We start from the raw sequence: 23,029 nt of genomic DNA, 5'->3' as shown, positions 1-23,029 counted from the left end.
TGTGAAAGAAAAAATATTAAAGTACATAAATACAGGCTTTTATGAACACTGAGCTTAAGTTAACCGATCAGCTCCAAAAGTACTTTGGGTTTGACCGGTTTAAAGGGCGGCAAGAAGAAGTTATCGAGAGTGTACTCGATGGTAACGATTCTTTTGTGCTGATGCCTACAGGAGGAGGAAAGTCATTATGCTATCAGTTGCCGGCATTGATAATGGAAGGGACTGCCATTATTATTTCGCCGCTAATTGCATTAATGAAAAATCAGGTGGATTCTATTCGTAGTTTTGGAACTGATGATGGGATTGCTCATTTTCTAAATTCGTCATTGACGAAGGCTGCTACATTAAATGTAAAGAACGATGTGTTGAGTGGACGAACCAAGTTGCTTTATGTTGCACCGGAGTCGTTAACGAAGCAAGATAATATTGACTTTTTAAAGAAGGTTGATATTTCGTTTTATGCCATTGATGAAGCCCATTGTATTTCAGAGTGGGGACATGATTTCCGGCCGGAATATCGTAGGATTCGGGCCATCGTTCAGGAAATTGGCTCGGCACCAATCATGGCACTTACGGCAACGGCAACGGCCAAGGTACAGCATGATATTCAGAAAAATCTGGGTATGCTGGGAGCCAAAGTCTTTAAGGCGTCGTTTAACCGACCCAATCTTTATTATGCGGTAAAACCAAAAGTAAAGCCTGAAACACAAATCATTCGGTTTATTAAAGAGAATGAAGGGAAGTCAGGTATTATCTATTGTTTGAGCCGAAAAAGGGTGGAAGAGTTGGCCGAAACATTGCAGGTAAATGGTATTAAGGCCTTGGCTTATCATGCCGGAATGGATTCGGCAACACGCTCGGGAAATCAGGATAAATTTTTGATGGAAGAGGTCGATGTTATTGTTGCAACCATCGCTTTCGGAATGGGGATTGATAAGCCTGATGTTCGTTTTGTAATGCATTATGATGTGCCGAAAAGCCTCGAAGGCTATTATCAGGAAACTGGTCGCGCTGGTCGTGATGGAGGCGAAGGACAGTGTCTGGCGTTTTATTCGTATAAAGATATTCAGAAGCTTGAGAAGTTTATGCAGGGTAAGCCGGTTGCAGAACAGGAAATTGGACGTCAATTGCTACTTGATACTGCGTCGTATGCCGAAACTGCTATTTGTCGGAGAATAATGCTGTTGAATTATTTCGGAGAAAAGGTGACTGAGCCTTGTGGAAATTGCGACAATTGTTTGAACCCCAAAGAACAGGTGGAAGCCAGCGATGAAGTGGTTCGGGCATTAAAGGCGATCCGTGAGGTCAATGAAAAATATAAAGCAGAACATATTACAGATATCCTGATTGGTAAAAATTCTGCAGCTGTGAGATCATTTAAACATGATCACCTGAAAGCTTTTAATTCAGGACGCGATCACAGCGCCCGTTTTTGGAATGCGGTGTTTCGGCAAAGTATGATTGCGGGTTTAATTAATAAAGATATTGAGAATTATGGGCTACTTAGGATAAATGAAAAAGGCCATCAATTTATAGAGAAGCCTGAATCATTTTTATTGGTTCGGAATCATAATTACGAAGAGCAGGAGGAAGAAGCTGGCTCTTCAGGTGGAAGTCCTTCAGGAGGAACCGGCGGAGACACGGAGTTGTATAAAATGCTTAAAGATTTAAGAAAGAAGATTGCCCAAAAGCATAACCTGCCTCCATTTGTTGTTTTTCAGGACCCATCGTTGGCTGATATGTCTATTCAGTATCCGATATCGTTGGATGAGTTGAAATTTATTCAAGGTGTGGGCGAAGGCAAGGCAAGACGATATGGCAAGGAGTTTGTCAAATTAATCAAGTCACATGTTGATGAAAAAGGTATTGAGCGTCCGCAGGATTTGGTTGTAAAAACAGTCGCCAATAAATCAAAACTTAAAGTCTTTATTATACAGAGTATTGACCGAAAGTTATCGCTTGACGACATCGCACACTCAAAAGGCATTGAATTAAAAGAGCTGATTACAGAGGTGGAAGCAATTGTTAACTCGGGAACTAAAATCAATATCGACTATTATATTGATGATGTGCTGGATGAAGATCATCAGGAAGAAGTTTTTGAATACTTTCGCGAAGCGGAGGATGATTCGGTTGAATCGGCATTGGAAGAATTAGGTGAAGAAGAATACTCCGAAGACGATGTTCGTTTGATGCGGATTAAGTTTATGTCGGAAATGGGAAACTAGATTGTGAACATTATTGATTGAATAGAAAGGGCAAGTTCGTTAAAACTTGCCCTTTCTATTTGTGTTCTCTTTATATTTTTATTTTTTGACTTTGCTGCCGGGATAAACTTTTAATGCTTCTTCCAGTACTTTTAACGCTTTACCCAAATCGACTTTGTTAAGCACGTAGGCAATCCTTACCTGATCTTTGCCTTGCCCCGGAGTAGTATAAAATCCGGAGGCAGGAGCCATAAAAATGGTTTGGTTTTCATACTCAAAATCACTAAGTAGCCAGGCACAAAATTTATCGGCATCATCAACCGGAAGTTGAGCGACGGTATAAAAAGCCCCCATCGGAATGGGTGAATAAACACCATCAATCCGGTTCAATCCGTCAATTAAAAATTTTCTCCGGCTAACATACTCATTGTAGGAGTCCATCAGATAATCATCCGTATATTCCAGTGAGGCTTCAGCAGCAATCTGACCGATTAATGGCGGACTCAAACGAGCCTGGCAAAATTTCATCACATTTTTTCGTACCGCTGCGTTTTTAGTAATCAATGCTCCAATTCGCAAGCCACACTCACTGTATCGTTTAGATACGGAGTCAATCAAAATGACGTTTTGCTCAATGCCTTCCAAATGAAATGCTGAAATGTAAGGGGCACCGGTGTAGCAAAATTCACGATAAACTTCATCCGAAAATAAATACAAGTCGTACTTTTTCACTAAGTCACGAATCTTGTTCATTTCCTGCTGGGTGTATAAGTAGCCCGTCGGATTGTTGGGATTGCAAATCATAATCCCCTTAGTTTTCGGAGTGATCAGCTTTTCAAATTCTTCAATCGGAGGCATTGCGAAACCTTCTTCAATTTTTGCCGGAACAGATTTAATTTCTGCGCCAGCAACAATTGCAAATGCTTCGTAATTAGCATAGGCTGGTTCAGGCACAATAATTTCATCACCGGGATCAAGGCAGGACATGAAGGCAAAAGTAACTGCTTCGCTTCCGCCAGTTGTGATAATAATATCCTCCACATCAACATAGATGCTGAACTTGTGATAGTAATTCGCCAACTTTTGCCTCAATGATAAAATTCCTTCACTGGGACTATACTCCAGAATTTTTCGATCAATATTCCGAATGGCGTCCAGCGCTCTTTGGGGAGTTTCCAGATCGGGCTGACCAATATTTAAATGATACACCTTGCGCCCAAGTTCTTTGGCTTTATCAGACAGCGGAACAAGCTTTCTGATAGGTGAATCAGGCATTTTATTTCCTCGAATTGATGTTGTTGGCATGTTGTAAAATAGTTTCGCTAAGTCGGCAAAGATACGATTAACAATCTTAAATAAAAACAAACTTTTTTGCAGTAATTTGATGTTTTTTATTCGAATTGACTTCGATTTTGATAGCCTTTCATGGGAGACTGTTGATTCGCTGTAATTTTTTGAAAGCAAGGAACTAGGAATGTATATTTTCTTGTTTTTTGTCATACTTTAGAGAATAGCAATAGCCTACTTTTGATTTATTAGAAATTCATATTTAAATAACAATAAGATGATAGTTGGAGTACCCAAAGAGATTAAGAATAACGAGAATAGAGTCGCGCTCACTCCTGCCGGAACCGCTGAAATGGTAAAAAACGGGCATGAAGTCTATGTTCAGGCTTTGGCTGGCATGGGCAGTGGTTTTACTGATGAGGATTATATGTTTGCAGGAGCTAAGCTACTTCCAACCATTGAAGAAGTTTATGCTGTCGCTGAAATGATTATCAAGGTGAAAGAGCCGATTGAGCCAGAATATAAGCTGATTCGAAAAGGGCAGATTCTTTATACGTATTTCCATTTTGCATCTTCGGAAACCTTGACACAGGCCATGATTGAACGTGAAGCTGTGTGTTTGGCATATGAAACCGTAGAGTTGGATGATCGCTCACTTCCTTTATTGATTCCTATGTCGGAAGTGGCCGGTCGCATGTCGGTACAGGAAGGTGCCAAGTATTTAGAGAAAACCTACGGTGGGTATGGTGTCTTGCTGGGCGGAGTTCCCGGAGTAACCCCAGCTAAAGCTCTAATTATTGGCGGAGGGATTGTTGGTACCGAAGCGGCCAAGATGGCTGCCGGTTTGGGCGCTGATGTAACCATTATGGATGTTAGTTTAAAACGTCTTCGGTATTTGGATGATATTATGCCCGCTAATGTGAAAACCATGATGAGTAACGAGTTTAATATTCGCGAAATGGTGCAGTCACACATTTTGATAATTGGAGCAGTTTTGATTCCCGGAACAAAAGCACCAAAACTGATTACCCGAGACATGTTGCCAACAATGCGTCCAGGGACAGTTATGGTTGATGTAGCTGTTGATCAGGGGGGGTGTTTCGAAACGACCACGCCAACAACGCACGACAACCCAAACTTTGTGATTGACGATGTGATTCATTACTGTGTGGCAAATATGCCGGGAGCTGTTCCGCGTACATCAACTCTTGCGTTGACCAATGCAACGCTGCCAAATGCTATTGAGCTGGCCAATAAAGGCTGGAAACTAGCGTGTAAAGAAAACGGTCCGTTGCGTAAAGGATTGAACGTTGTGGAAGGTAAAGTGGTTTATAAAGGTGTTTCCGATGCTTTCGACTTGCCTTATGTTGCTGTTGATTCTGTTTTGTGAGAAAAGATAATTACAGATATAAATAGGATGTTCGAAATTATTTCGAACATCCTATTTTCATTTCCGGACAAACCTGAAGGAGTGTTCTGTTATCGACCTCAAATTTTTCACTTCCAATACGGGTTTCCTATTAATCATGAACTCTCCGCACTTTTTTCTATCTTTGCGCCTCAATTGAAAATGCTTTAAATCAGTCAATACGATGGAATACAAATTCGGGGAAATTGAGCCAAAATGGCAAGCCTACTGGGAGGAAAATAAAACTTTCAAAACTCCAAACGATTTTACAAAACCTAAATATTATATTCTCGACATGTTTCCTTATCCATCAGGAGCAGGATTGCATGTGGGACATCCTGAGGGCTATACAGCCACTGATATTATCAGTCGTTATAAGCGGATGAAAGGATTTAATGTGCTTCACCCGATGGGGTGGGACGCATTTGGATTACCGGCTGAGCAATACGCCATACAAACAGGAACACACCCGGCAGTTACTACGCAGAAAAACTGTGACAATTTCCGTCGACAGATTAAGACACTGGGTTTGAGTTATGATTGGGATCGTGAGATTAATACAACTGACCCCAAATACTTCAAGTGGACACAGTGGATTTTCACGAAACTGTATAATACCTGGTTTGATTACGAGCAAGGAAAAGGTCGCCCAATTGGTGAATTGCCAATTCCAGAAGAAGTGAAAGCTGAAGGAGATGCTACGGTAAAAGAATATATAGGTAAGAAACGTTTGGCATATTACGACGACGCGCAGGTTTGGTGGTGCGAAAACTGTAAAACGGTTTGTGCCAACGAGGAAGTTTTAACTGATGGTTCGCACGAGAAATGTGGAAACAAAGTGATTCGCAAAAACCTGAAACAATGGTTGCTTCGTATTCCGCACTATGCACAGCGTTTGCTTGAAGGTCTGGATGATTTGGATTGGCCCGAAGGTGTAAAAGACATGCAGAAAAACTGGATCGGTAAATCCATCGGAGCAGAGGTTGATTTTGCAGTTGAAGGATTGACAGAAAGCTTACGTGTTTATACCACTCGTCCGGATACCTTATTTGGAGCAACGTACATGGTGGTTTCACCCGAGCATTCGATGTTGGATGCGTTGGTTGTTGACGAGAAAAAAGAAGAAGTTAAAAAATATTCACAGGCCGCTTCGTTAAAATCGGACTTAGACCGAACTGAGTTGGCTAAAGAAAAAACGGGCGTATTTACCGGGCGCTATGCAATTAATCCGGTAACCGGAACACAAGTGCCGATTTGGGTAGCCGACTATGTCTTGATGGGCTATGGAACAGGTGCCATTATGGCCGTTCCGGCACACGATACACGCGACTTTGAATTTGCAGAGAAATTTGACATCCCCATCACCTGCATTCTCGATCCGAAAGATGCTGATGAGGAAACACGCGAAAAGGTATTGGCAGGTAAAGCTTGTTGGACCGAAGATGGTGCTTACGTTAATTCATCGAGCGACAAAACCGGGCTTGATATAAACGGACTGAGCAAAACGGATGGTATTGCGAAAGTAACTAGCTGGCTTGAAGAGAAAGGTATTGGAAGTGCTACGACCAATTTCAAACTGCGCGATTGGCTGTTTAGTCGTCAGCGTTATTGGGGTGAGCCATTCCCCGTTATTCACTGGGAAGACGGTGAGGTGACTGTTGTTGAAGATGACCTGCCGGTAACTTTGCCCGACATGGAGAAATTTGAACCCGGAGATGGCGGTGAGTCACCCTTGGCAAATGCCGGAGACTGGCTAACCGTGGTGGATAAAAATGGCCGGAAAGGTCGACGCGAAACTAACACTATGCCTCAATGGGCAGGTTCGTGTTGGTATTTCTTGCGCTACATCGATCCGAAAAATGATGAACAGATTTTTGATCCGAAACTGGAGAATTACTGGATGCCTGTTGATTTGTATATTGGAGGTGCTGAACATGCCGTGCTTCACTTATTGTATTCTCGTTTTTGGCACAAAGTACTGTTCGATTTAGGTGTGGTTTCAACTGACGAACCCTTCAAAAAACTGTTCAACCAGGGAATGATTTTGGCTTTTGCATACGAAACTCAAACTGGAGCAAAAGTTACTTCAGACTTGGTAGAAGAAAAGGAAGGGCAGTATTTTCATGCTGAAACCGGCGAAGAATTGCGGCAGATTGTTGCTAAAATGTCCAAGTCGTTAAAAAACGTTATCAATCCGGATGATGTGGTTGAAAAATATGGAGCTGATGCTCTTCGACTATACGAGATGTTTATGGGGCCGTTGGATGATACCAAACCGTGGGCTGAAAATGGTGTTAAAGGAGTGTTTGGATTTCTAAGCCGTGCTCACCGTTTCTTTGCAAATCCTGATCATATTGTGGATGGTGAAGAGGACAATGAAGTACTTAAGTTATTGCAGCAAACCATTATTAAGGTGGGCGACGATATTGAGAACCTGAAATTCAATACCGGTATTTCTGCTTTAATGGTTTTCAACAACCTGGCCATTAAAAAAGGAAAAGTGACCAAAGCAACAGCGGAAACTTTTGCAACTATTTTGGCGCCATACGCCCCACACCTGGCCGAAGAGCTCTGGAGTATATATGGCAACGAAAAAACATTGGCATACGAGCCTTGGCCTGTGGCCGACGAAAGCCTGCTGGTGGAAGATAGTCACGAGTATCCGGTTTCATTCAATGGTAAAATGCGTTTTAAAATTGAATTACCACTGGATATGCCTCGAAATGAGGTTGAAAAATCGGTGTTGGAGCATGAGCTGGCTCAGAAATGGCTGGACGGCAAAACTCCCAAGAAAGTAATTTATGTTCCCCAAAAGATTATTAATGTCGTGATTTAATGAGAAACTTCGATTGGACTAATTGAGGCGTTTGTTTGATTAAATGATATTTTGAATCGAGAAAAAAGGATGATATCTTCTTGCAAGATGCCATCCTTTTTTTTTTTTTTTTGTGAAAATAAGTTCAGTTATGAAAACTTTACTCATCGATTGATGTTTGGTGTTTAGTTTTTGTATTACAGACATTTAATAGTTGTGTGAGCTTCGCTAAACAAGAATGTTGTGAGAAAGCTAATTACCGCATTCACTCTTCTTTTTCTATTTGTTACAGCAGGACTGGCACAATCGACAAACGGACTTATTTTTAAAAAGTAAGGATCTCAAAAATCTATCTTTGTAAAAGAAGATACCAAGGTGGAAGTTATTTAAAATGGGAAAACATATAAAGGGAAGTTCAAAGTAGGGTCTGATCAGGCAATTCTCATCCATGAAGATACGATTCCGATCAGTCAGATTCAGAAACTAAGCGCCAAAGCATCTTCGAGCAAGTTGGGAGGAACAACTTTGCTTATTCCTGGCGGTCTTCTAGCAGGTTCGGGTACCGTGTTGGCAATCGCAGGTCTTGCATCATTGGCTGACTATGGGGTGATTGGTGTTTTATTAGGCGTTCCATTTGCTGTACTTGGCACTGTAGGTGTAATTTGAGGCGTGCAGCTCCTCTCAAATGGCAATAAATTTGATCCCTCAAAATGGGAATATTTTATTTCGTACCATCTGCCGTTGGAAGCTCGAAAGCAGCCTTAATACTTGTTGAGTTTATGGAAGTTTTTATCGGGCTTGTTAACTCACTATTTAGAATCTGAATAAATTCTGAATTTAAGTGAATGAAATGCATCGATCATGTTCTATAGCATGAAAAATATCTACATTTGCGGCCTGCATTAAAAACGAAGGACATGGCGTATATAAACAATGTAATGATCATTCGGCACGAATTGATGGCCAGGTTGGTAAAGTTGTTTAAACAGGGTGAGTTAAGTTCAAAAATCGATGAGATGCCGGTGGAGCTGTATCCGAAAAGCCGGGAAGCCCGTGGGCGCTGTTGTATTTATAAAGAGCGTGCAATTACCCGCTATAAAATGCTACCGCTTTTGGGCTTTGAAGTTCCAGAGGGAGATATTGATTCATACCGATTAAATAACTACGCAGAGAAAGCGTTGTCGCGTGAAAAACTGTCAGATAATATTTTAACGGTTGTTGATGAAGCCTGTACCTCATGTGTTCAGGCAAATTACGTGGTAACCAATTTATGCCGTGGTTGTGTGGCAAGTCCATGCGTCATGAATTGTCCAAAGAATGCGATTCGCTTCACTCCAACAGGTCAAACGGAGATAAAGGTAGATGAATGCGTAAACTGTGGTCTCTGTCAAAAAGCTTGTCCTTACCATGCCATTGTTTATATTCCTATTCCTTGCGAGGAAGCGTGTCCGGTTGGTGCCATCAGTAAAAATGAAAATGGTATTGAGCAAATTGACGAGGACAAGTGCATCTATTGTGGAAAGTGTATTACAGCTTGTCCTTTTGGTGCCATTTTCGAATTGTCGGCCATTGTTGATGTGTTGAAGGCGATTGAGCAAAAGCAACAGGTTATTGCCATGGTTGCTCCGGCTATTATGGCCCAGTATCAGGAAGCACCGGGACAGGTATTGGCTGCTATTCAGGAAATTGGTTTTAGCGAAGTGGTTGAAGTTGCACGTGGAGCCGAGAAGACGGCTCGTCATGAGGCCGAGGAATTGAAAGAGAAGCTGGAGCAAAATGAATCGTTTATGACCACTTCTTGCTGTCCTTCGTATGTTGAGACAGTTCGCAAACACGTTCCTGAACTGGAAGCTCATGTGTCTCACACTCCTTCGCCAATGGCTTATACTGCTGAAGAGTTGCGCGAGAAGCATCCGGAAGCAAAACTGGTTTTTGTAGGACCTTGCGTAGCTAAGCGCAAAGAAGCTCGTGATTTGGGCTCGGTAGATTTTGTGTTGAGTTTTGAGGAGTTGGATGCTATCATGGAAGGCATGGAAATTCAGCCCGACAAAATGGATGCTGCCAGTTTGGATCGTTACACGCTTGAATCTCGTGGTTTCGCGCAGAGTGGGGGAGTTCTGAAGGCTGTTTTAGCCGAGAAACAGGTGGCAGACTTTTCGTACGAACAGATTGATGGTATTGACAAAAAGGCCGTCAAACAACTTCAATTGATGGCGAAGGGAAAAAACAATTCTCAGTTTTACGAAGTCATGGCTTGTGAAGGAGGTTGTATCAATGGTCCCGGAGCCAATGTGAAATCAGCAAAAGCCAAAAAATACTTTATTCAGTCACTAAAAACGATGTCTTAATTGCACCTTTCTTAAAAAATGGTCAACTACTTTGGGAGGTTAGTTTTTCCGAATCAGCATTAAGCCATCTCGCAGCGGAATGATGGTTTGGCTAACCCGTGGGTCATTCTTTATCTTTTGGTTAAACTCAAGAATGCCAATCGTCTGCTGATCATTTGGATCTGGTTGTTCCGTAACTTTTCCACTCCACAAAATATTATCGGCGATGATCACTCCTCCCGACGGTACTTTATCGATTACCAAATCAAAATAGCTGGAATATTCCCGTTTATCACCATCAATAAATACCAAATTAAATTGTTCGCTAAGCGATGGGATTACGATTTCCGCATCGCCAATATGTTGGATAATCTTAGTCGCCAGCCCGGCTTTTTGAAAGTACTTTAAAGCCATGCTTTCCAACTCATCGTTGATTTCGATGGTGTGTAGTTGGCCGCCCTCAGCTAAGCCTTTTGCCAGACAAATAGCCGAGTAGCCGGTAAAAGTGCCGATTTCCAATATCTGTTTGGGTTGAAGCATCTGACTAAACATAGTCAGGATTGTGCCCTGCAGATGTCCCGAGAGCATGCGTGGTTGGAGTACATTCAAAAAGGTGTCGCGTTCGAGCTCTGTTAGCACCGGATCTTCCTCATTAATGTGACCCAGAATATATTTTTCCAATTCAAAAGCGATTTCCATTATTCGTAAGTTAGGATACTTAAACGGGTTTCATCAAAAATTTCATTGGCAATTTCCCAAAGCTGTGTTCCTGTAATGGCTTCAATCTTTTCGTAGATTTTCGGCAGGCTGTCCACTTTATTGTACAGTAAAAAGCTTTTGCCGAGTGTGAGCATCAAGTCATCGCGGTTTTCGCTCGATAAGGCAATTTGCCCAATCAGTTGCCTTTTGGCTTTGCTTAACTGTAGCGTTCCCAGCTTTTTGTTCTTCAGCAAACGAAACTCTTTGTTTACCAACTTTAGTGCCCGATCTAAGTTTTCGTGTTCGGTTCCAAAGTAAACATTAAACTGGCCGGTGTCAGAATAAGCCGTATAGCTCGATTCAACGTTGTAAGCCATTCCATGGCGCTCGCGCAAGGTCAGGTTTAATCGCGAATTCATCGATTGCCCTCCTAGTATGTTATTGAGTAAAACCATGCCCATGCGTTTTTCGTCTTGCGCATCATAGGCAATATTACCAATCACACAGTGGGTTTGAAACGTGTCGCGTTTTACTTGTTTTACGGCCGGAGTGTAACGGTCAAAAAGTAATCTTTTGTCTTGGCGCAAGCGTGCAGGGATTTCAGCGAAATATTTCTCAGCTAATGCCAGAAACTTTTCAAACGAAATATTGCCCACCGAAGCTAAAACCATTTCATCGGTGTGGTAGTTGTTCTGCAAAAAGCGAAAGATGTCTTCCTGTTTAAATGATTTGACGTGCTTTGGAGTTCCCAGAATATTGCGGGCAATAGGATGTCCGTCAAATAATAATTCATCAAAATCGTCAAAAATTAATTCGCTTGGGCTGTCTTTGTACGAGTTGATTTCTTCCAGTACAACTTCTTTTTCGCGCTCCAGTTCTTTAGCCGGAAAGGTGCTGTTCGTAATAATGTCACTAATAAGCTCCATGCTGCGGTCGTAATACTTGTTCAAAAATGAAGCATAAACTGCCGTTTCTTCTTTCGAGGTGTAGGCATTTATTTCACCACCAACATCTTCAATCCGGCTGATGATATGGTACGCCTTACGCTTCTTGGTTCCCTTAAAAATGACATGCTCAATAAAATGGGCTATTCCCTGTTCTTTTGTTAATTCATCCCGCGAGCCGGTATTTAAAATGATGCCAAAATGAGCAGCGGGAGATTCAACTTGTTGGTGAATTAACCGAATGCCGTTGGGAAATATATGGGTATTTATTTTCACGTTCGCTTAAATTTGGAGTGCAAAAGTAGAAAACGTAACCGGATTTTCAATTGATAAATCCATGAAAAAGAAAAGGTTCTGAACGAGGGGCTTTTTTTTTAGTCTTTATCGCTGAAAAATTGTTTTGTAGTTAAATATTTTGCCTTATATTTGCCACCGCTAAGCGCAAAAGGTGCCATAGCTCAGTTGGTAGAGCAACGGACTGAAAATCCGTGTGTCCCTGGTTCGATTCCAGGTGGCACCACCCAATCGGGGATTTTGTCAAATTCGACATTATCCCCTTTTTTGTCCCCTGCCAAAACCCTTTCCAGTTGTGGGATTGGGGAGAAAAATGAGTTCACCCTGGAGGTTCGATAATGGTCTAATTCACGATTATAGATAATTCCTTCAGGAAACAGCAGGTTTTGAAATACCCTCTTCCCGTCCAAATCTGATTTACTCCACATTATCAGTGGATTAAGGCATGCTTTTGCAGTAAAATTTACCACTTTTGCAAGGTTCGATTTATATCCGCCTGTTTTACCAAGTTCCTGTTCTATTTCAAAACATTCCTTTTCATATTTAGGCCGGAATTTTTCATACAGGCCACGGTCAATTTCACCGGTAACAAAACGTTCTTCGATGGCTTCCAGTTTCCTTTGAGTTTCCGTCAACCTGTTTTTTAACGATTTCGCTTCTTCTATCCGGGATTTAAAAAAGACCGCCATTTGTTCCTCTAATTGTAGTTTGACAATTTCAAACTCCTCTTTCCCGATTTTGAAAGTTTTCAACAGTGCCCCGAACTTCTCGTGCATCGCTTTGGCGCTACGATTTATCTTACACCCTTTTGTATTGCATTTATAGTAATACAGCCCTTTCTTTTTCACCAGGTAACCTGTTAAGTGCCCACCACACTTATCGCATTTTACGAATACTTTTAAGGGTAAATTATCATTGTCCCTGTCATGCACAAAACTATGGCTCCTGTTTCCCTGCCGGATATTATGTACCCTTAGAAATAATTCCCTTGAAACCAAAGGTTCATGTTTTGCTTCGATAACTTGCCCCGGAAGCATTTTACTAACGATTAAACCACAATAAAAAGGGTTGCTAAACAATTCTATCATCCGTTTTTCGGATATTTTTAGCCCCATCCTGTTCAACCGCCTTGCAATCTCGACATTGGGCAATTGCTGGTAAGCTTTCCACTCAAAAGCTTTTTTTAATAGTTTTCCTTCTTTGTTAACGACCAGTTTACGTTCGGAAGCTTTTCCCCTTCCCGGGTTCAAATTATCATAACCCCTTGGGGTACTCCACACCCAATATCCTTCCAACAGGCGTTCTTTCATGCCTGTAACTATTTTATCCCGCCTTAATTCATTGTCCATCTGCCCGAAAAGGAAAAGGATTTTTTGCTGAAAAGAACCGGCAGGGGTTGTCGGGTCAAGTTCCTGCGTAGTAGCCAATGTAATAACCCCGTATTGTTTCAATAAATCATCGGCAATCGAAGCCCCGTTAATCCCTGAACGCGAAAAACGTTCATAGGAATAAACAATAACATAGTTGATGTTTTTTGAGCGTTTTACAAATGTCAGCATCCGGTTAAACTCTTTGCGGTCGTCCGTTTTGGCCGATTCATAAGTGCCTCCAAAATAACCCACCACATTTAGCCCCCGCCTGTCGGCATACATTTCACAATGCTTCTTTTGTGATGCGAGGCTGGTATTATCTTCCTGGTCTGCCGACGATACACGGGTATATATAACTGCATTGTTCCCTTCCTTAAAAGTATGTGGCACTTCTGGCGCAAACTGCTTAAAAAGGCTTAAATCGTTCATTTTTGGATTGTGTTGAAATTAGAATTAAGGATGAAGAATACCTCAAATATTAAGCCAATTCGCTTGGTTATTTCTTAAAAAATAGGGCTTTGAGAATTAACAAAGCAATGGTTTCTGCATTTTTGATAAGCTGCTCATGACCTTCCGGGGATAAATCCCTGTATTTGGGGATACGCCGGATTTTTTCCAAAGGCATCCTTTCTTTAACCCTTCGGGTTGCTTCTTCGATATTCCTGTTTTCCGTTTTCTGCATAGGCTTACAAGACCGGCTTTTATACCTGTCCCTTCAAACCTATTTATAAACTTATCAAATTGACAGTTAAGCGTTAACATGTCAAGCCTTGTCCCCATTTGTCTATACGCTGATGCTGTTTTTTTTACATTTAATGATACTCCCCAAAGGTTTTTTGCTACTTTTTTCCCGCACAGGCTCACGAAAAAAGTAGCGGGCAGCAGCCCGCCAATTATACTGTTTTAAAGTGTCAATAGTCCAATAAAGAAAGTGAGCAAAAGCAACACCATAAGTGCAAGTCCGGCGAAAGTCAACAACAGCCTTACAAAGAATTGGAACAGGAACATTAGCACAAAATATCCCGCAAAACAATAACCTATACCCAGACCTGTTACGTGCGAGGCTGTAGAAAGTATCAAAAGCCTTATAGCCCATACTCTTAACGTCCTGTTATTTAATATCTTTTTCATGGTTAACGGAGTTTTAATTAATAATTGAAAATGTTTAATTGTACACCCGCATTTAGCCGCCTGTCTTCCTCTTTTACCCGGTCCAGATAGTTAGTCTCCAAAGCGGAGTAACCTATCATCTCATCATAGGCAGTTTTGTCCCGGTTGTTGAACCACCATATCACCGAATACGGCATAATAAAATGCGACTGGTAAACCGATTTTTCCGTATTCGTAGCTTCCCATTCAAGGTGTACAAGGGGAGAATATATTTCTTCCAGTTGCATCCCTTCATATTTTTCCATATTACGGATACCAAAAGGCAGGTAGGTGGCTTTACACTGGTACTCAACATTTCCGCAGGTGTACCTGAAGATATGGTTTTCCCTAAACTCTTTCGGTAAATCTTTGAGCAACATCATAATTGGATTAAATGGTTAATAAACGAGCTCCCCGCCATACTTAAAGGCGATGATGTCACGATGGATTTGGCTGAGGTTTTTCATAATGGTTTCATCATCTAAAGGAGAAGTTTTGTCCCTTTTGAAACATCGGTTTTCCAAACTACTGCAAATGGATGTTGTCTTATCCGTGTGGTGTACCACATGAACCTGATTTCTCAGGAAAAACTCAAAATCGGTGGCATATTCAGCCTCATTAATTTTTACATACTGTTGCCTGACAGCAGGATAATCTCCAACCCAAGCTATGCGGATTCCGGAGGAGAGGGAGTTTTGTTTTTCATTCCCTGAATTTTCAAAATCATTAATTTCATTTTTCTTTTCCATAGTATTATTATTTAAAGTTATGCGTCTTTCCATCGTGTCGGTCGTTGTTGTTTTGGTGGCGTAAAAAGGTAAGTGTGCGGGGGCGTGCAAGTTTTTTGCGGGAAATACTACCCGCCAGTTGGCGAGTGGAGATTTTTTGAAAAACCGGAGGCTTGAACTTGTACGCCCATGCACACGGGTTACCTTGCCACCGGAATGACAATGGCCGACGGAAAGGCGGATGTTTAAATTTTACTACCGGGGAAAGAGTCATATAAATTGAACATGAATAAAACATTCACCTGGTAAATTCCGGGAAACATTACCTAGAAATTACTTCGCCTGGGAAGGCAAAAACAAGTGTAGCGGCGGAACATAACGAAGAGAAGTCCGTCAGGATACGGGGTGAACAAAGTGAAGTAAAGCTGCTACTCTTGTGTGGGGTGCCGGAGAGTGCTGAATGTAAGGAATAACTCCGATAATTGTCGGAGAAATGACTAAAATGAAGCTATCGAAGGTACAGGATGGCCATTATCAAACATTATAAAGCGAAGGAAAAAAGCAAGTGGGGCGATTACCTGAGCCCCTCTTGTGCGGGGTACCGAAACTGTCGAACGAAGGGAAAGAGGAACGAAAGACCGGAGTAAGACGGTTGGATGCAATAGATACAATAGATACAATACCATAGCTTAATTAGCCCAGATAATGTAACGTTGAAATGACCTGTTTCTATCAAATTTCATGGATTAGAAGTTTAGCACGTTTTTTGTATTTAACTAAAAAATACGATAACAGTAATGATTCTGCAAAGTTTCTACCCCTGAATACAGTGAAAACCAATAAATACAAAACCATGAAAAACAAATCTTTAAAATCGTTTTTAAACGAGATTGCAGAGTTAATTGATGTGAAAGAAGATGTACGGTCACAGGAAATGGAAAAATTAATTGACAAATGGGAAGGATTAATAGAGTGTTTTCGCCAACCAGGTAGAAGCCAGGCAGAAGAATACCGGGAGTGGTGCCGTCTTAAATTGTCGGTTGAATGGATTAAGGAAACTGTGATTGTTGAAAAAAAAAGCCCGTTCCTGATTTGCTAATGTTTTTAGACCACCTTATCCATTATGTTGAAGTGGAAATTGAATGTACAAAATTAAGAAATGGCGATAAAATAAATAGTAACAACCTGAATATTTACAAGGGGTTGCCACTGAAATGGACGGCCAGTAAACGAGCCCTACTTGAACTAATTTATGCTTTGTATCTTACAATGAGCATTAACCATGGAAGGATTTCCATAAAAGAATTGGTTGGCTTTTTCAGCCATACATTTAATATCCCCCTTCCGGGTTATCATTCTACAATAAAAAAGCTGACTGCCAGGTCGGCGAATGTAATTCACGTGGAATCCCGTTCATTTTTCCTTAATGAATTGGTGACAGAATTTAATCACAAACTGGAACTCCTGGATGAAAACTAATGGGGTACTTGTCGACAAGTATCCCATTAGTTTTTCCAACTGTACTCAAATTTGTGAAATGAAAAATCAAAAACTCGCAAATTATGAACATTGACAGGGACAATTTTGAAAGTTACATGGAACGTATATTGGAGCAAATAGAATTGCTCCATCAAAAGACGGACAAATTTATGACCGATACAGGGGGCAAAGAACTAAAACTATTGGATAACCAGGACCTCTGTCAGTTGCTGAATATCAATAAACGGACACTTCAACGATACCGTTCAAAAGGCACTTTAAAATACCTGAGAATTGGCGGCAAAACATTTTATACGGTGGAGCAGGTTAATGACTTTATTAAAAACAGTGATTAGTAAATTTTGTATAGTAAAAAATACTGGATTAATTCAAATATTAACTAATTCATTATCAGTCTTATCTAATTTGGATTGATTGTAAAACTATAACCTGCATCTCTTAAGCTGGTAGGGATTTCTTTTTTCTTCTAGTTCAGCCATCTCATTTTCTTTTTCAGCTTTCTCCAAATTACTTTCATGCGGTTGGCTTTGCCTTTCAAGCGAAACCTTAATTTTCCGTTCCAATACCGAAAGTTCCGTTTTCAGTTTATTAAGTTCATCTTCTTTCCGCCATTTTCCGTTAACCACTTCCTGCAAAACAGGGATATCTTTTCTGAGTTTTTCATTTTGCACCTGATGATTTTCTATCAATTCCGGGATTTTGTGCAGCGCATTCAAAAAGTTCATGGAAGCCAGTTTGGGGTCACGGGCTATCCGGCCATTGTTGTAGGTATATTTTAAACCACTTCCCCCCTGGATAAAAAAACGGTTGTTGATGTAATTGTCATCGCTAAAAATTGACCCGTCTTTGGCCGATAATTCCGATTTGACCAAAAGCCGGAACCCATACAATTCCCCAATTTTCCGGTATTCACCTTTAGTATTGATTACATCACTTATCTGGTTAAGCTTTGCCCCAACGGTTTCATAAGCGGAAGTATTCAGCCCATCCAGACTGACCGGGTTCAACAGGTTTCCCTCCTTGTCTTTCTTTACACATTCCCGGAAGAAACCCCAGTCAGTTGTCATTTCATTAATGACAGTATTGTTGTGTTTAATGGCGTGTTGTATTTCATCTAATTTGTATTCCGACGAACTTCTGGAACGGTAGAAGGCTTTCCGTTCACTTTCCAAGGCAGTAATTTTCTTTTGCAGTTTTGCTTTCTCCAACAGTTCGGTATTGCCGGATAAAATAGCCACATATTCCGAAAAGTTCATGCCCGAGTTCTCATCCATTGCCCCCTCGTCAATAGTGCGGGTGCCCATATTGTTCGATTTCAACTGCCGGATAAACAACTGCTTATTGGCCAACAGGTTGAACTTGTACGAATCCAATGATTTTTCCACGGCATAAATAAAAGTGTCCAACTTGTTCCCTGCAAAGGCTTTGGCAATCTCGTTTCCTTTCCGCACCGCCCTCCCGTTACGCTGTTCGAGGTCGGAAGGGCGCCAGGGAATGTCCAGATGATGGATGGCCACCGCCCTTTTCTGTGCGTTGACCCCGGTGCCGAGCATATCGGTAGAACCAAACAAAACCCGCACCTGCCCACTGTTCATCCATTTAATAATCTCTTTGCGGGCTTTATCGCTTTTGGCTTCCTGGATAAACCGGACTTCATGGACCGGGATGCCATGGTCTTCATGTAATTTTCGCTTGATTTCGCTGTAAACACTCCATTCTCCGGGTTTGTATGTTCCCAAATCAGAAAACACAAACTGTGTCCCTTTTTGCTGTTGGTATTTTCGGTAATAAAGAGCGATATTGGCTGCACAATGCGATGCCTTATTGTCGATGTGGTCTTCGTAATGCGGGCTTATCATCCGCATGTCCAGGCTCATTTTACGGGCATAGTCAGTTGCAATCAGCATCTTTGCTTTTTCTTCCCTTTCCGACAGGGGCTCCCTGCCCAGGATTGTTGCATCACCGTTTTGGGCAAAAGCCATCAATCTTTTTATAAAATCTTCCTGTTCAGGTGTGGGCGGTATGTGGTAAAGCTGCTCATTCATTTCCGGGCGGTCAATTCCCACATCTTTGGCCGTGCGGTAGTCGGTTATTTCAGAATAGAAAGCAGCCAGTTCAGGTACTTTTATAAAATAGCGGAAGCGCTCTTTCTGAACAATCTGGTTGGTAACGGAGAATTCAAAATCGGCTGTTTTTTTCGTATAGATGGCAGCCCAGGCATCAAAACAATGAATATCCTGCCGGGCCAGGGCTTCAGGGCGCAGGTATTTGAACAGCAGGTACAGTTCGGTCAGCGAGTTGCTGATGGTTGTCCCCGAAAGGAAAGTTGCCCCCAAATCTTTGCTTTTATCAGCCTGTATGGTACGGATGGCAAACAAAAGGTTTAAAGCCCGTTGGCTTCCCTGCGAATTGCCCAATCCTGCCACACGGTCATGCCGGGTGTTGAACATCAGGTTTTTAAATTTATGGCTCTCGTCCACAAACAGGTGGTCAATACCTATTTGTTTAAAATCTACAACATCATCGGTACGTTGTTCTATCTGGTAGGCAATACCTTTGAGTTTTGCTTCCAGGTTGGATTGACGTTTCAGCAGCCCTTTTAACATCGCATTAGACACATTTACCCCCTGTCCTTTGAGTACTTCCAGGTTTTCTTCCACGCTATTAAGTTCCTCCTGTAATATCCGTTGCTGCATTTCCGGCGATTGCGGTATTTTCTGGAACTGGTCGTGGGTCAGGATAATGGCATCCCAGTTATTGTTTTTAATGTCGTAAAAAATTTTCAGGCGTTTCTGTGGGGTAAAGTCCTGTTTGCCAGGATACAGGATTCTGGCATGTGGATAAGCTGTACGGAAAGTTTCCGCAATTTCGTGCACATTGGCTTTCAACCCGATTATCATTGGTTTTGCGGCAATATTCAACCGCTTCATCTCGTAAGCGGCGCAACACATTATCAGTGTTTTCCCAGCCCCTACTTCGTGGTCGCAGATTCCCCCGCTGTTTTGCTTTAACATCCAAATAGCATCTTTCTGGCTGTCGTATAAATCCGTTATCCCCAGCCCTTTTAAGTCCAGTCCTGGGAATGACTGGTGGCTGCCATCGTAAGCGGGACGGACGAAACAGTTAAATTTGTCGTTGTACAGCCTGGACAGCCGCTGTTTAAAATCCGGGGATTGTTCGTAAAGCCAATTGGTAAAACCTTCCCGTATTTCGTCAATTTTACTCCCGGCCATCTGGATAGCTTCACTGTCGGGGACTTTTACCTCTTTGTCATCTACGGTAATGGTTTTGGTTATGTTGGGTGTGGTATTCAGCAATGCATGTTTCAAGAGGGCCATCCCGTTATACGAACGGCTTTGGCTGCGTACACAAAACTTGTCGTAGATTTGGGCGGTGTAATGGCTTGTCTCAACTGAAAACTCATCAAGGTTTGGAAGGTAATGTACTTTAACATCAGTGTCAAACAAATAAGAGGCGTACTTCTCATAAATCCCGGCGGGTATCCACCGTTCTCCCAGGTTAAAATCCAGTTGCTCAAATCTAATTGGTTCAGGGATGACTTTTTCTAAAGCATGATAAGCTTCAATTGCCTCCTGTTTATTACCAATAGCAGAATCACCATCATTTTCTTCGAGGTACTTTTTTATTAAACCTGCCTTTTGTACCACGTTCCCGGCCAGAAATTTGTCGGCAGTTTCATAGCTCTCTTCCAAGGGGTTAAAATAAATATGCCCGTGTAATTGTTCTTTTATCTCCGAAACCTCCAGACCTGTTTGCCGGGCCATAAAATCCAGGTCAACTGTCCCTGTCCGGTTCAAGGACAAAGCCAGCGCTTCTTCCGAGCTGGCATTTCCCATTTGGTTTGAATTGGAAAAACTCACAGGAGTGTGGAAAATATCGGCCTTTTCTGCTTTACCATTTATGTATCGCTCCAAAGCCAAAACAGACAATGCCCCTTTATCCATTTTAATGGTTTTCAGGTTTTCAGGAGCATTCAGGAACCCATACTTTTGGATAAAAGTGTCGTATTGGCTGTTTAACAATTTGCGCATTTCGGGATTCTCTTTCTTCTCCTTAGATTCAGAGTGGTAAAGCTGCTCATAGGCATCCCGTATCCCGATGTAAGAGCGGATTATGCCCCTTTGTTTTTGCCCGATGTCCAGGGGATGAAACATCGCACCTTTCTCGTTTTTGTTCCTTAAATAACCAATCTGGGAACCATTAACTGCTACCAGACTGCCATCCAACAGAAAACCGTGTAGTTCTCCTTCAAAGGGACGTGGTTCAAATTTTTCTTTTTGGGGTTTTTCCTTCCGGGTGTTTGGTGCAGCTTCAAACTGGTCAAATAGGCTGAGTTGTGTACCCCCGGATTGCACTTTTACGGGTTGCGTTGGGTTGTTATTAGTTTCTTTCTTTTGAGAGCTTATTCCCTGCTGTTTTGATTGTGTACGTTGTATTGGTTCAGGTTGAGCTTCTTTCTGATGGTTCTTATCACTATGGTGGTTAAACAGTTCAATATCCAAATAGCGGGACAGGTCATTTTGTAGCATTTTCCGCATGTCCCCTGCAATTCCTTTTACCCCTCCTTTATGTTCGTATATCCATGCCGGTTTGCCGTAAGGGTCGGTATCGATGAAACCTTTGGTATGCACAATACGCTGCATGTCCTGAAAATAATCGTTTACTATGATACCGGAAGAGAGCGGACGGCTGTGGATAAAAGCTTCTTCCCGGTCGGAGATACGGTCCTTGTAACCATTTTTTTGCAGGATAATAAGGTCGCTTCCCACATTGGTACCGGCATAATCCGCAAACAGGTTATTGGGCAGGCGGATAGCGGACACCAGGCTGCATTCACCCATTAACCAGTTGCGTACAGGTTGGTTTTTCGGGGAATCCATCACTCCCTGTGAAGTAATAAAAGCAAGTATGCCCCCTTCCCGAAGGGTATTGACCGCTTTCAGGAAAAAATAATTATGGATGGCACTGGTTGCCATTTTTTCGGCAACTACCGATGAACCATGAAAAGCAGGGTCGAAAACGGCCATATCCCCGAAAGGGATATTGGAGGCCGTCAGGTCAAAGCAATTATTACGGCTTTCCCTGATATTTTCAAAACCCTCCGTCCTGATTGTTCTACCGGTATAAAGGTACCCAAGCATTTTACCGGTCAGCAAATCCTTTTCAAAACCAACAGTTTCTTCAATGGTTCCCTGATTATTAAAAGCTGAAATGAATTCGCCCATTCCGGCAGAAGGGTCTAAAAAACGTCCCGGGATTATACCTGCATCTTTCGTTGACTCTGCCAGTGTATTGACAATTTCAGGGGGCGTGTAAAAAGCAGACAGTACGGAATTTTTCAGGCTGTTGTAGTATTGGCGGTACTGGTTCCTATCCACGCTGTTTTCAAAAATTACTTTATGCAGTTCCCTGACCAGTGGGAACAACGGCAAATCAGATTTTGTCCAGCGCATAGCATCACTTAAATCTTTCACCGGGTTTAAGACACATTTCAGGCCACCAAACCCGGAGAATTTGCGCAAAGCGGCCAGTTCTTCGCCAGATGGTTGCCTGTTCTCTTTCTCCAGGCGAAAAAGTGTGCGGAAGGCTTCTGTATTGTCCAGCAGGTGTTGTCTTTTGTTATAAGCCATACACAACAATTTTTCCGGTTAATTCAGTGTATAGCTTTTCGTATTCGGGTGTATCGGCAAAGCCGTCATTCAGACTATACTTTGCAAAAACATCTTCGCATAAAGGCAGCAGTTCCAGTGCATACTGTTGAATTTTTTCATCGCTGACCGTATCATAAAATTCTTCTGACAGTATCTCAAACAGGGTATTGTATTTTGAAAAGTGTAGCCCCCGGAATAACTCTGCTTTGGCCAACTGCCCGGCTTCAATGTGATTTTGTCCGTTTTGGATGGCTTCTGAATAAGCCTGTGCAGCCAGTTCACTGCGTTGCCGGATAAATTGAAGGTCATTGATTTTGTCAGGATGGCTTTCTTCCAGAAAAGCGAAAAGGCGTAATTGAAAATAAGAGAATTCCATGATTTGTTGAGTATTAAGTAATCACATTATTGAGAAAAAATTCAATTGTAACGGGAATAACCGGTTGTTAACGTGAGTCACTCCCGGAAAAGCAGGGTGGTGAAAGGGCGTGCCCGGTGTCAACCGTGAAATGCCCTTTTGCCTTCCTGCCCGGGATATGCGGGGTTCTTTGGCGTTTGTGAATGAAAAAAAACTGCTGCGTCCCCGGCGTAGCGGGGTATCGCCGCAGTTTTGAATGAGCAGGCGTCAAGGT

At 42.0% G+C, this 23,029-nt stretch carries 15 protein-coding genes, 1 tRNA gene and 1 pseudogene; 9 read left to right on the top strand and 8 right to left on the bottom strand.

Features of this window, described 5'->3' with window-relative positions; all coding sequences use genetic code 11:
• Nucleotides 1-41: 41 nt before the first annotated feature.
• Nucleotides 42-2,228, top strand: coding sequence for a DNA helicase RecQ (recQ, locus tag GR929_RS08235; RefSeq protein WP_159518652.1), 2,187 nt, complete (start codon nt 42-44; stop codon nt 2,226-2,228).
• A 78-nt stretch (nt 2,229-2,306) separates the two neighbouring features.
• On the opposite strand, the gene GR929_RS08230 is transcribed toward recQ, so the two are convergent.
• Nucleotides 2,307-3,512, bottom strand: coding sequence for a pyridoxal phosphate-dependent aminotransferase (locus GR929_RS08230; protein WP_159518650.1), 1,206 nt, complete (start codon nt 3,510-3,512; stop codon nt 2,307-2,309).
• Nucleotides 3,513-3,771: 259 nt separating this feature from the next.
• Here GR929_RS08230 and ald point away from each other — a divergent pair, with 259 nt between their 5' ends.
• The 4 genes from ald to GR929_RS08210 all read left to right on the top strand — a co-directional run bounded on the left by ald (nt 3,772) and on the right by GR929_RS08210 (nt 10,065).
• Nucleotides 3,772-4,884 (top strand): alanine dehydrogenase, encoded by a 1,113-nt coding sequence (gene ald / locus GR929_RS08225; RefSeq protein WP_159518648.1) that lies wholly within the window; start codon nt 3,772-3,774, stop codon nt 4,882-4,884.
• Nucleotides 4,885-5,086: 202 nt separating this feature from the next.
• Nucleotides 5,087-7,738, top strand: coding sequence for a leucine--tRNA ligase (leuS, locus tag GR929_RS08220; RefSeq protein ID WP_159518646.1), 2,652 nt, complete (start codon nt 5,087-5,089; stop codon nt 7,736-7,738).
• Nucleotides 7,739-8,227: 489 nt separating this feature from the next.
• Nucleotides 8,228-8,383: a hypothetical protein gene (locus tag GR929_RS08215; protein WP_159518644.1), complete on the top strand. Its 156-nt coding sequence runs from the start codon at nt 8,228-8,230 to the stop codon at nt 8,381-8,383.
• Between the two features lie 251 nt (nt 8,384-8,634).
• A complete protein-coding gene (locus GR929_RS08210; protein WP_159518642.1) occupies nt 8,635-10,065 on the top strand; it encodes a monomeric [FeFe] hydrogenase in 1,431 nt (476 codons plus the stop codon).
• 39 nt (nt 10,066-10,104) lie between these two features.
• Here the strand turns inward: GR929_RS08210 and GR929_RS08205 are convergent, their stop codons facing one another.
• The gene (locus GR929_RS08205; protein WP_159518640.1) at nt 10,105-10,743 is read right to left on the bottom strand and encodes an O-methyltransferase; all 639 of its coding nucleotides are present in this window, start codon (nt 10,741-10,743) and stop codon (nt 10,105-10,107) included.
• The gene (locus tag GR929_RS08200; RefSeq protein ID WP_159518638.1) at nt 10,743-11,963 is read right to left on the bottom strand and encodes a M16 family metallopeptidase; all 1,221 of its coding nucleotides are present in this window, start codon (nt 11,961-11,963) and stop codon (nt 10,743-10,745) included. Before GR929_RS08200 ends, GR929_RS08205 begins: the two co-directional genes overlap by 1 nt.
• A gap of 171 nt (nt 11,964-12,134) precedes the next feature.
• On the opposite strand from GR929_RS08200, the gene GR929_RS08195 reads away from it, so the two are divergent.
• Nucleotides 12,135-12,207, top strand: a tRNA-Phe gene (locus tag GR929_RS08195).
• 736 nt (nt 12,208-12,943) lie between these two features.
• Here GR929_RS08195 and GR929_RS22140 read toward each other — a convergent pair.
• The 3 genes and pseudogenes from GR929_RS22140 to GR929_RS08180 form a co-directional block, all read right to left on the bottom strand.
• A pseudogene (locus GR929_RS22140) lies at nt 12,944-13,780 on the bottom strand (recombinase family protein); the annotation flags it as partial.
• 719 nt (nt 13,781-14,499) lie between these two features.
• Entirely contained in the window at nt 14,500-14,883 is a 384-nt protein-coding gene (locus tag GR929_RS08185) for a hypothetical protein (protein WP_159518636.1), read from the bottom strand.
• A 15-nt stretch (nt 14,884-14,898) separates the two neighbouring features.
• Nucleotides 14,899-15,249, bottom strand: a complete 351-nt coding sequence (locus tag GR929_RS08180) for a hypothetical protein (RefSeq protein ID WP_159518634.1) — start codon at nt 15,247-15,249, stop codon at nt 14,899-14,901.
• An 832-nt stretch (nt 15,250-16,081) separates the two neighbouring features.
• Here GR929_RS08180 and GR929_RS08175 point away from each other — a divergent pair.
• The 3 genes from GR929_RS08175 to GR929_RS08165 all read left to right on the top strand — a co-directional run bounded on the left by GR929_RS08175 (nt 16,082) and on the right by GR929_RS08165 (nt 17,063).
• Nucleotides 16,082-16,327, top strand: a complete 246-nt coding sequence (locus tag GR929_RS08175) for a hypothetical protein (RefSeq protein WP_159518632.1) — start codon at nt 16,082-16,084, stop codon at nt 16,325-16,327.
• Nucleotides 16,327-16,707 carry an RteC domain-containing protein gene (locus GR929_RS08170; RefSeq protein ID WP_159518837.1) on the top strand — a complete coding sequence of 127 codons (381 nt, stop codon included), beginning with the start codon at nt 16,327-16,329 and terminating at the stop codon, nt 16,705-16,707. The genes GR929_RS08175 and GR929_RS08170 overlap by 1 nt, the downstream gene beginning before the upstream one ends.
• A gap of 83 nt (nt 16,708-16,790) precedes the next feature.
• Nucleotides 16,791-17,063, top strand: a complete 273-nt coding sequence (locus GR929_RS08165) for a helix-turn-helix domain-containing protein (RefSeq protein WP_159518630.1) — start codon at nt 16,791-16,793, stop codon at nt 17,061-17,063.
• An 87-nt stretch (nt 17,064-17,150) separates the two neighbouring features.
• Here the strand turns inward: GR929_RS08165 and GR929_RS08160 are convergent, their stop codons facing one another.
• Together GR929_RS08160 and GR929_RS08155 are read right to left on the bottom strand one after the other, a co-directional pair.
• Nucleotides 17,151-22,379, bottom strand: a complete 5,229-nt coding sequence (locus GR929_RS08160; RefSeq protein WP_159518628.1) for a helicase-related protein — start codon at nt 22,377-22,379, stop codon at nt 17,151-17,153.
• Nucleotides 22,369-22,776 carry a DUF1896 family protein gene (locus tag GR929_RS08155; protein WP_159518626.1) on the bottom strand — a complete coding sequence of 136 codons (408 nt, stop codon included), beginning with the start codon at nt 22,774-22,776 and terminating at the stop codon, nt 22,369-22,371. Before GR929_RS08155 ends, GR929_RS08160 begins: the two co-directional genes overlap by 11 nt.
• Nucleotides 22,777-23,029: the final 253 nt, after the last annotated feature.

This window comes from Sunxiuqinia indica (genome assembly GCF_009847015.1).
Classification (GTDB): Bacteria; Bacteroidota; Bacteroidia; order Bacteroidales; family Prolixibacteraceae; genus Sunxiuqinia; species Sunxiuqinia indica.
This window is presented reverse-complemented; position numbering and strand designations above follow the sequence as displayed.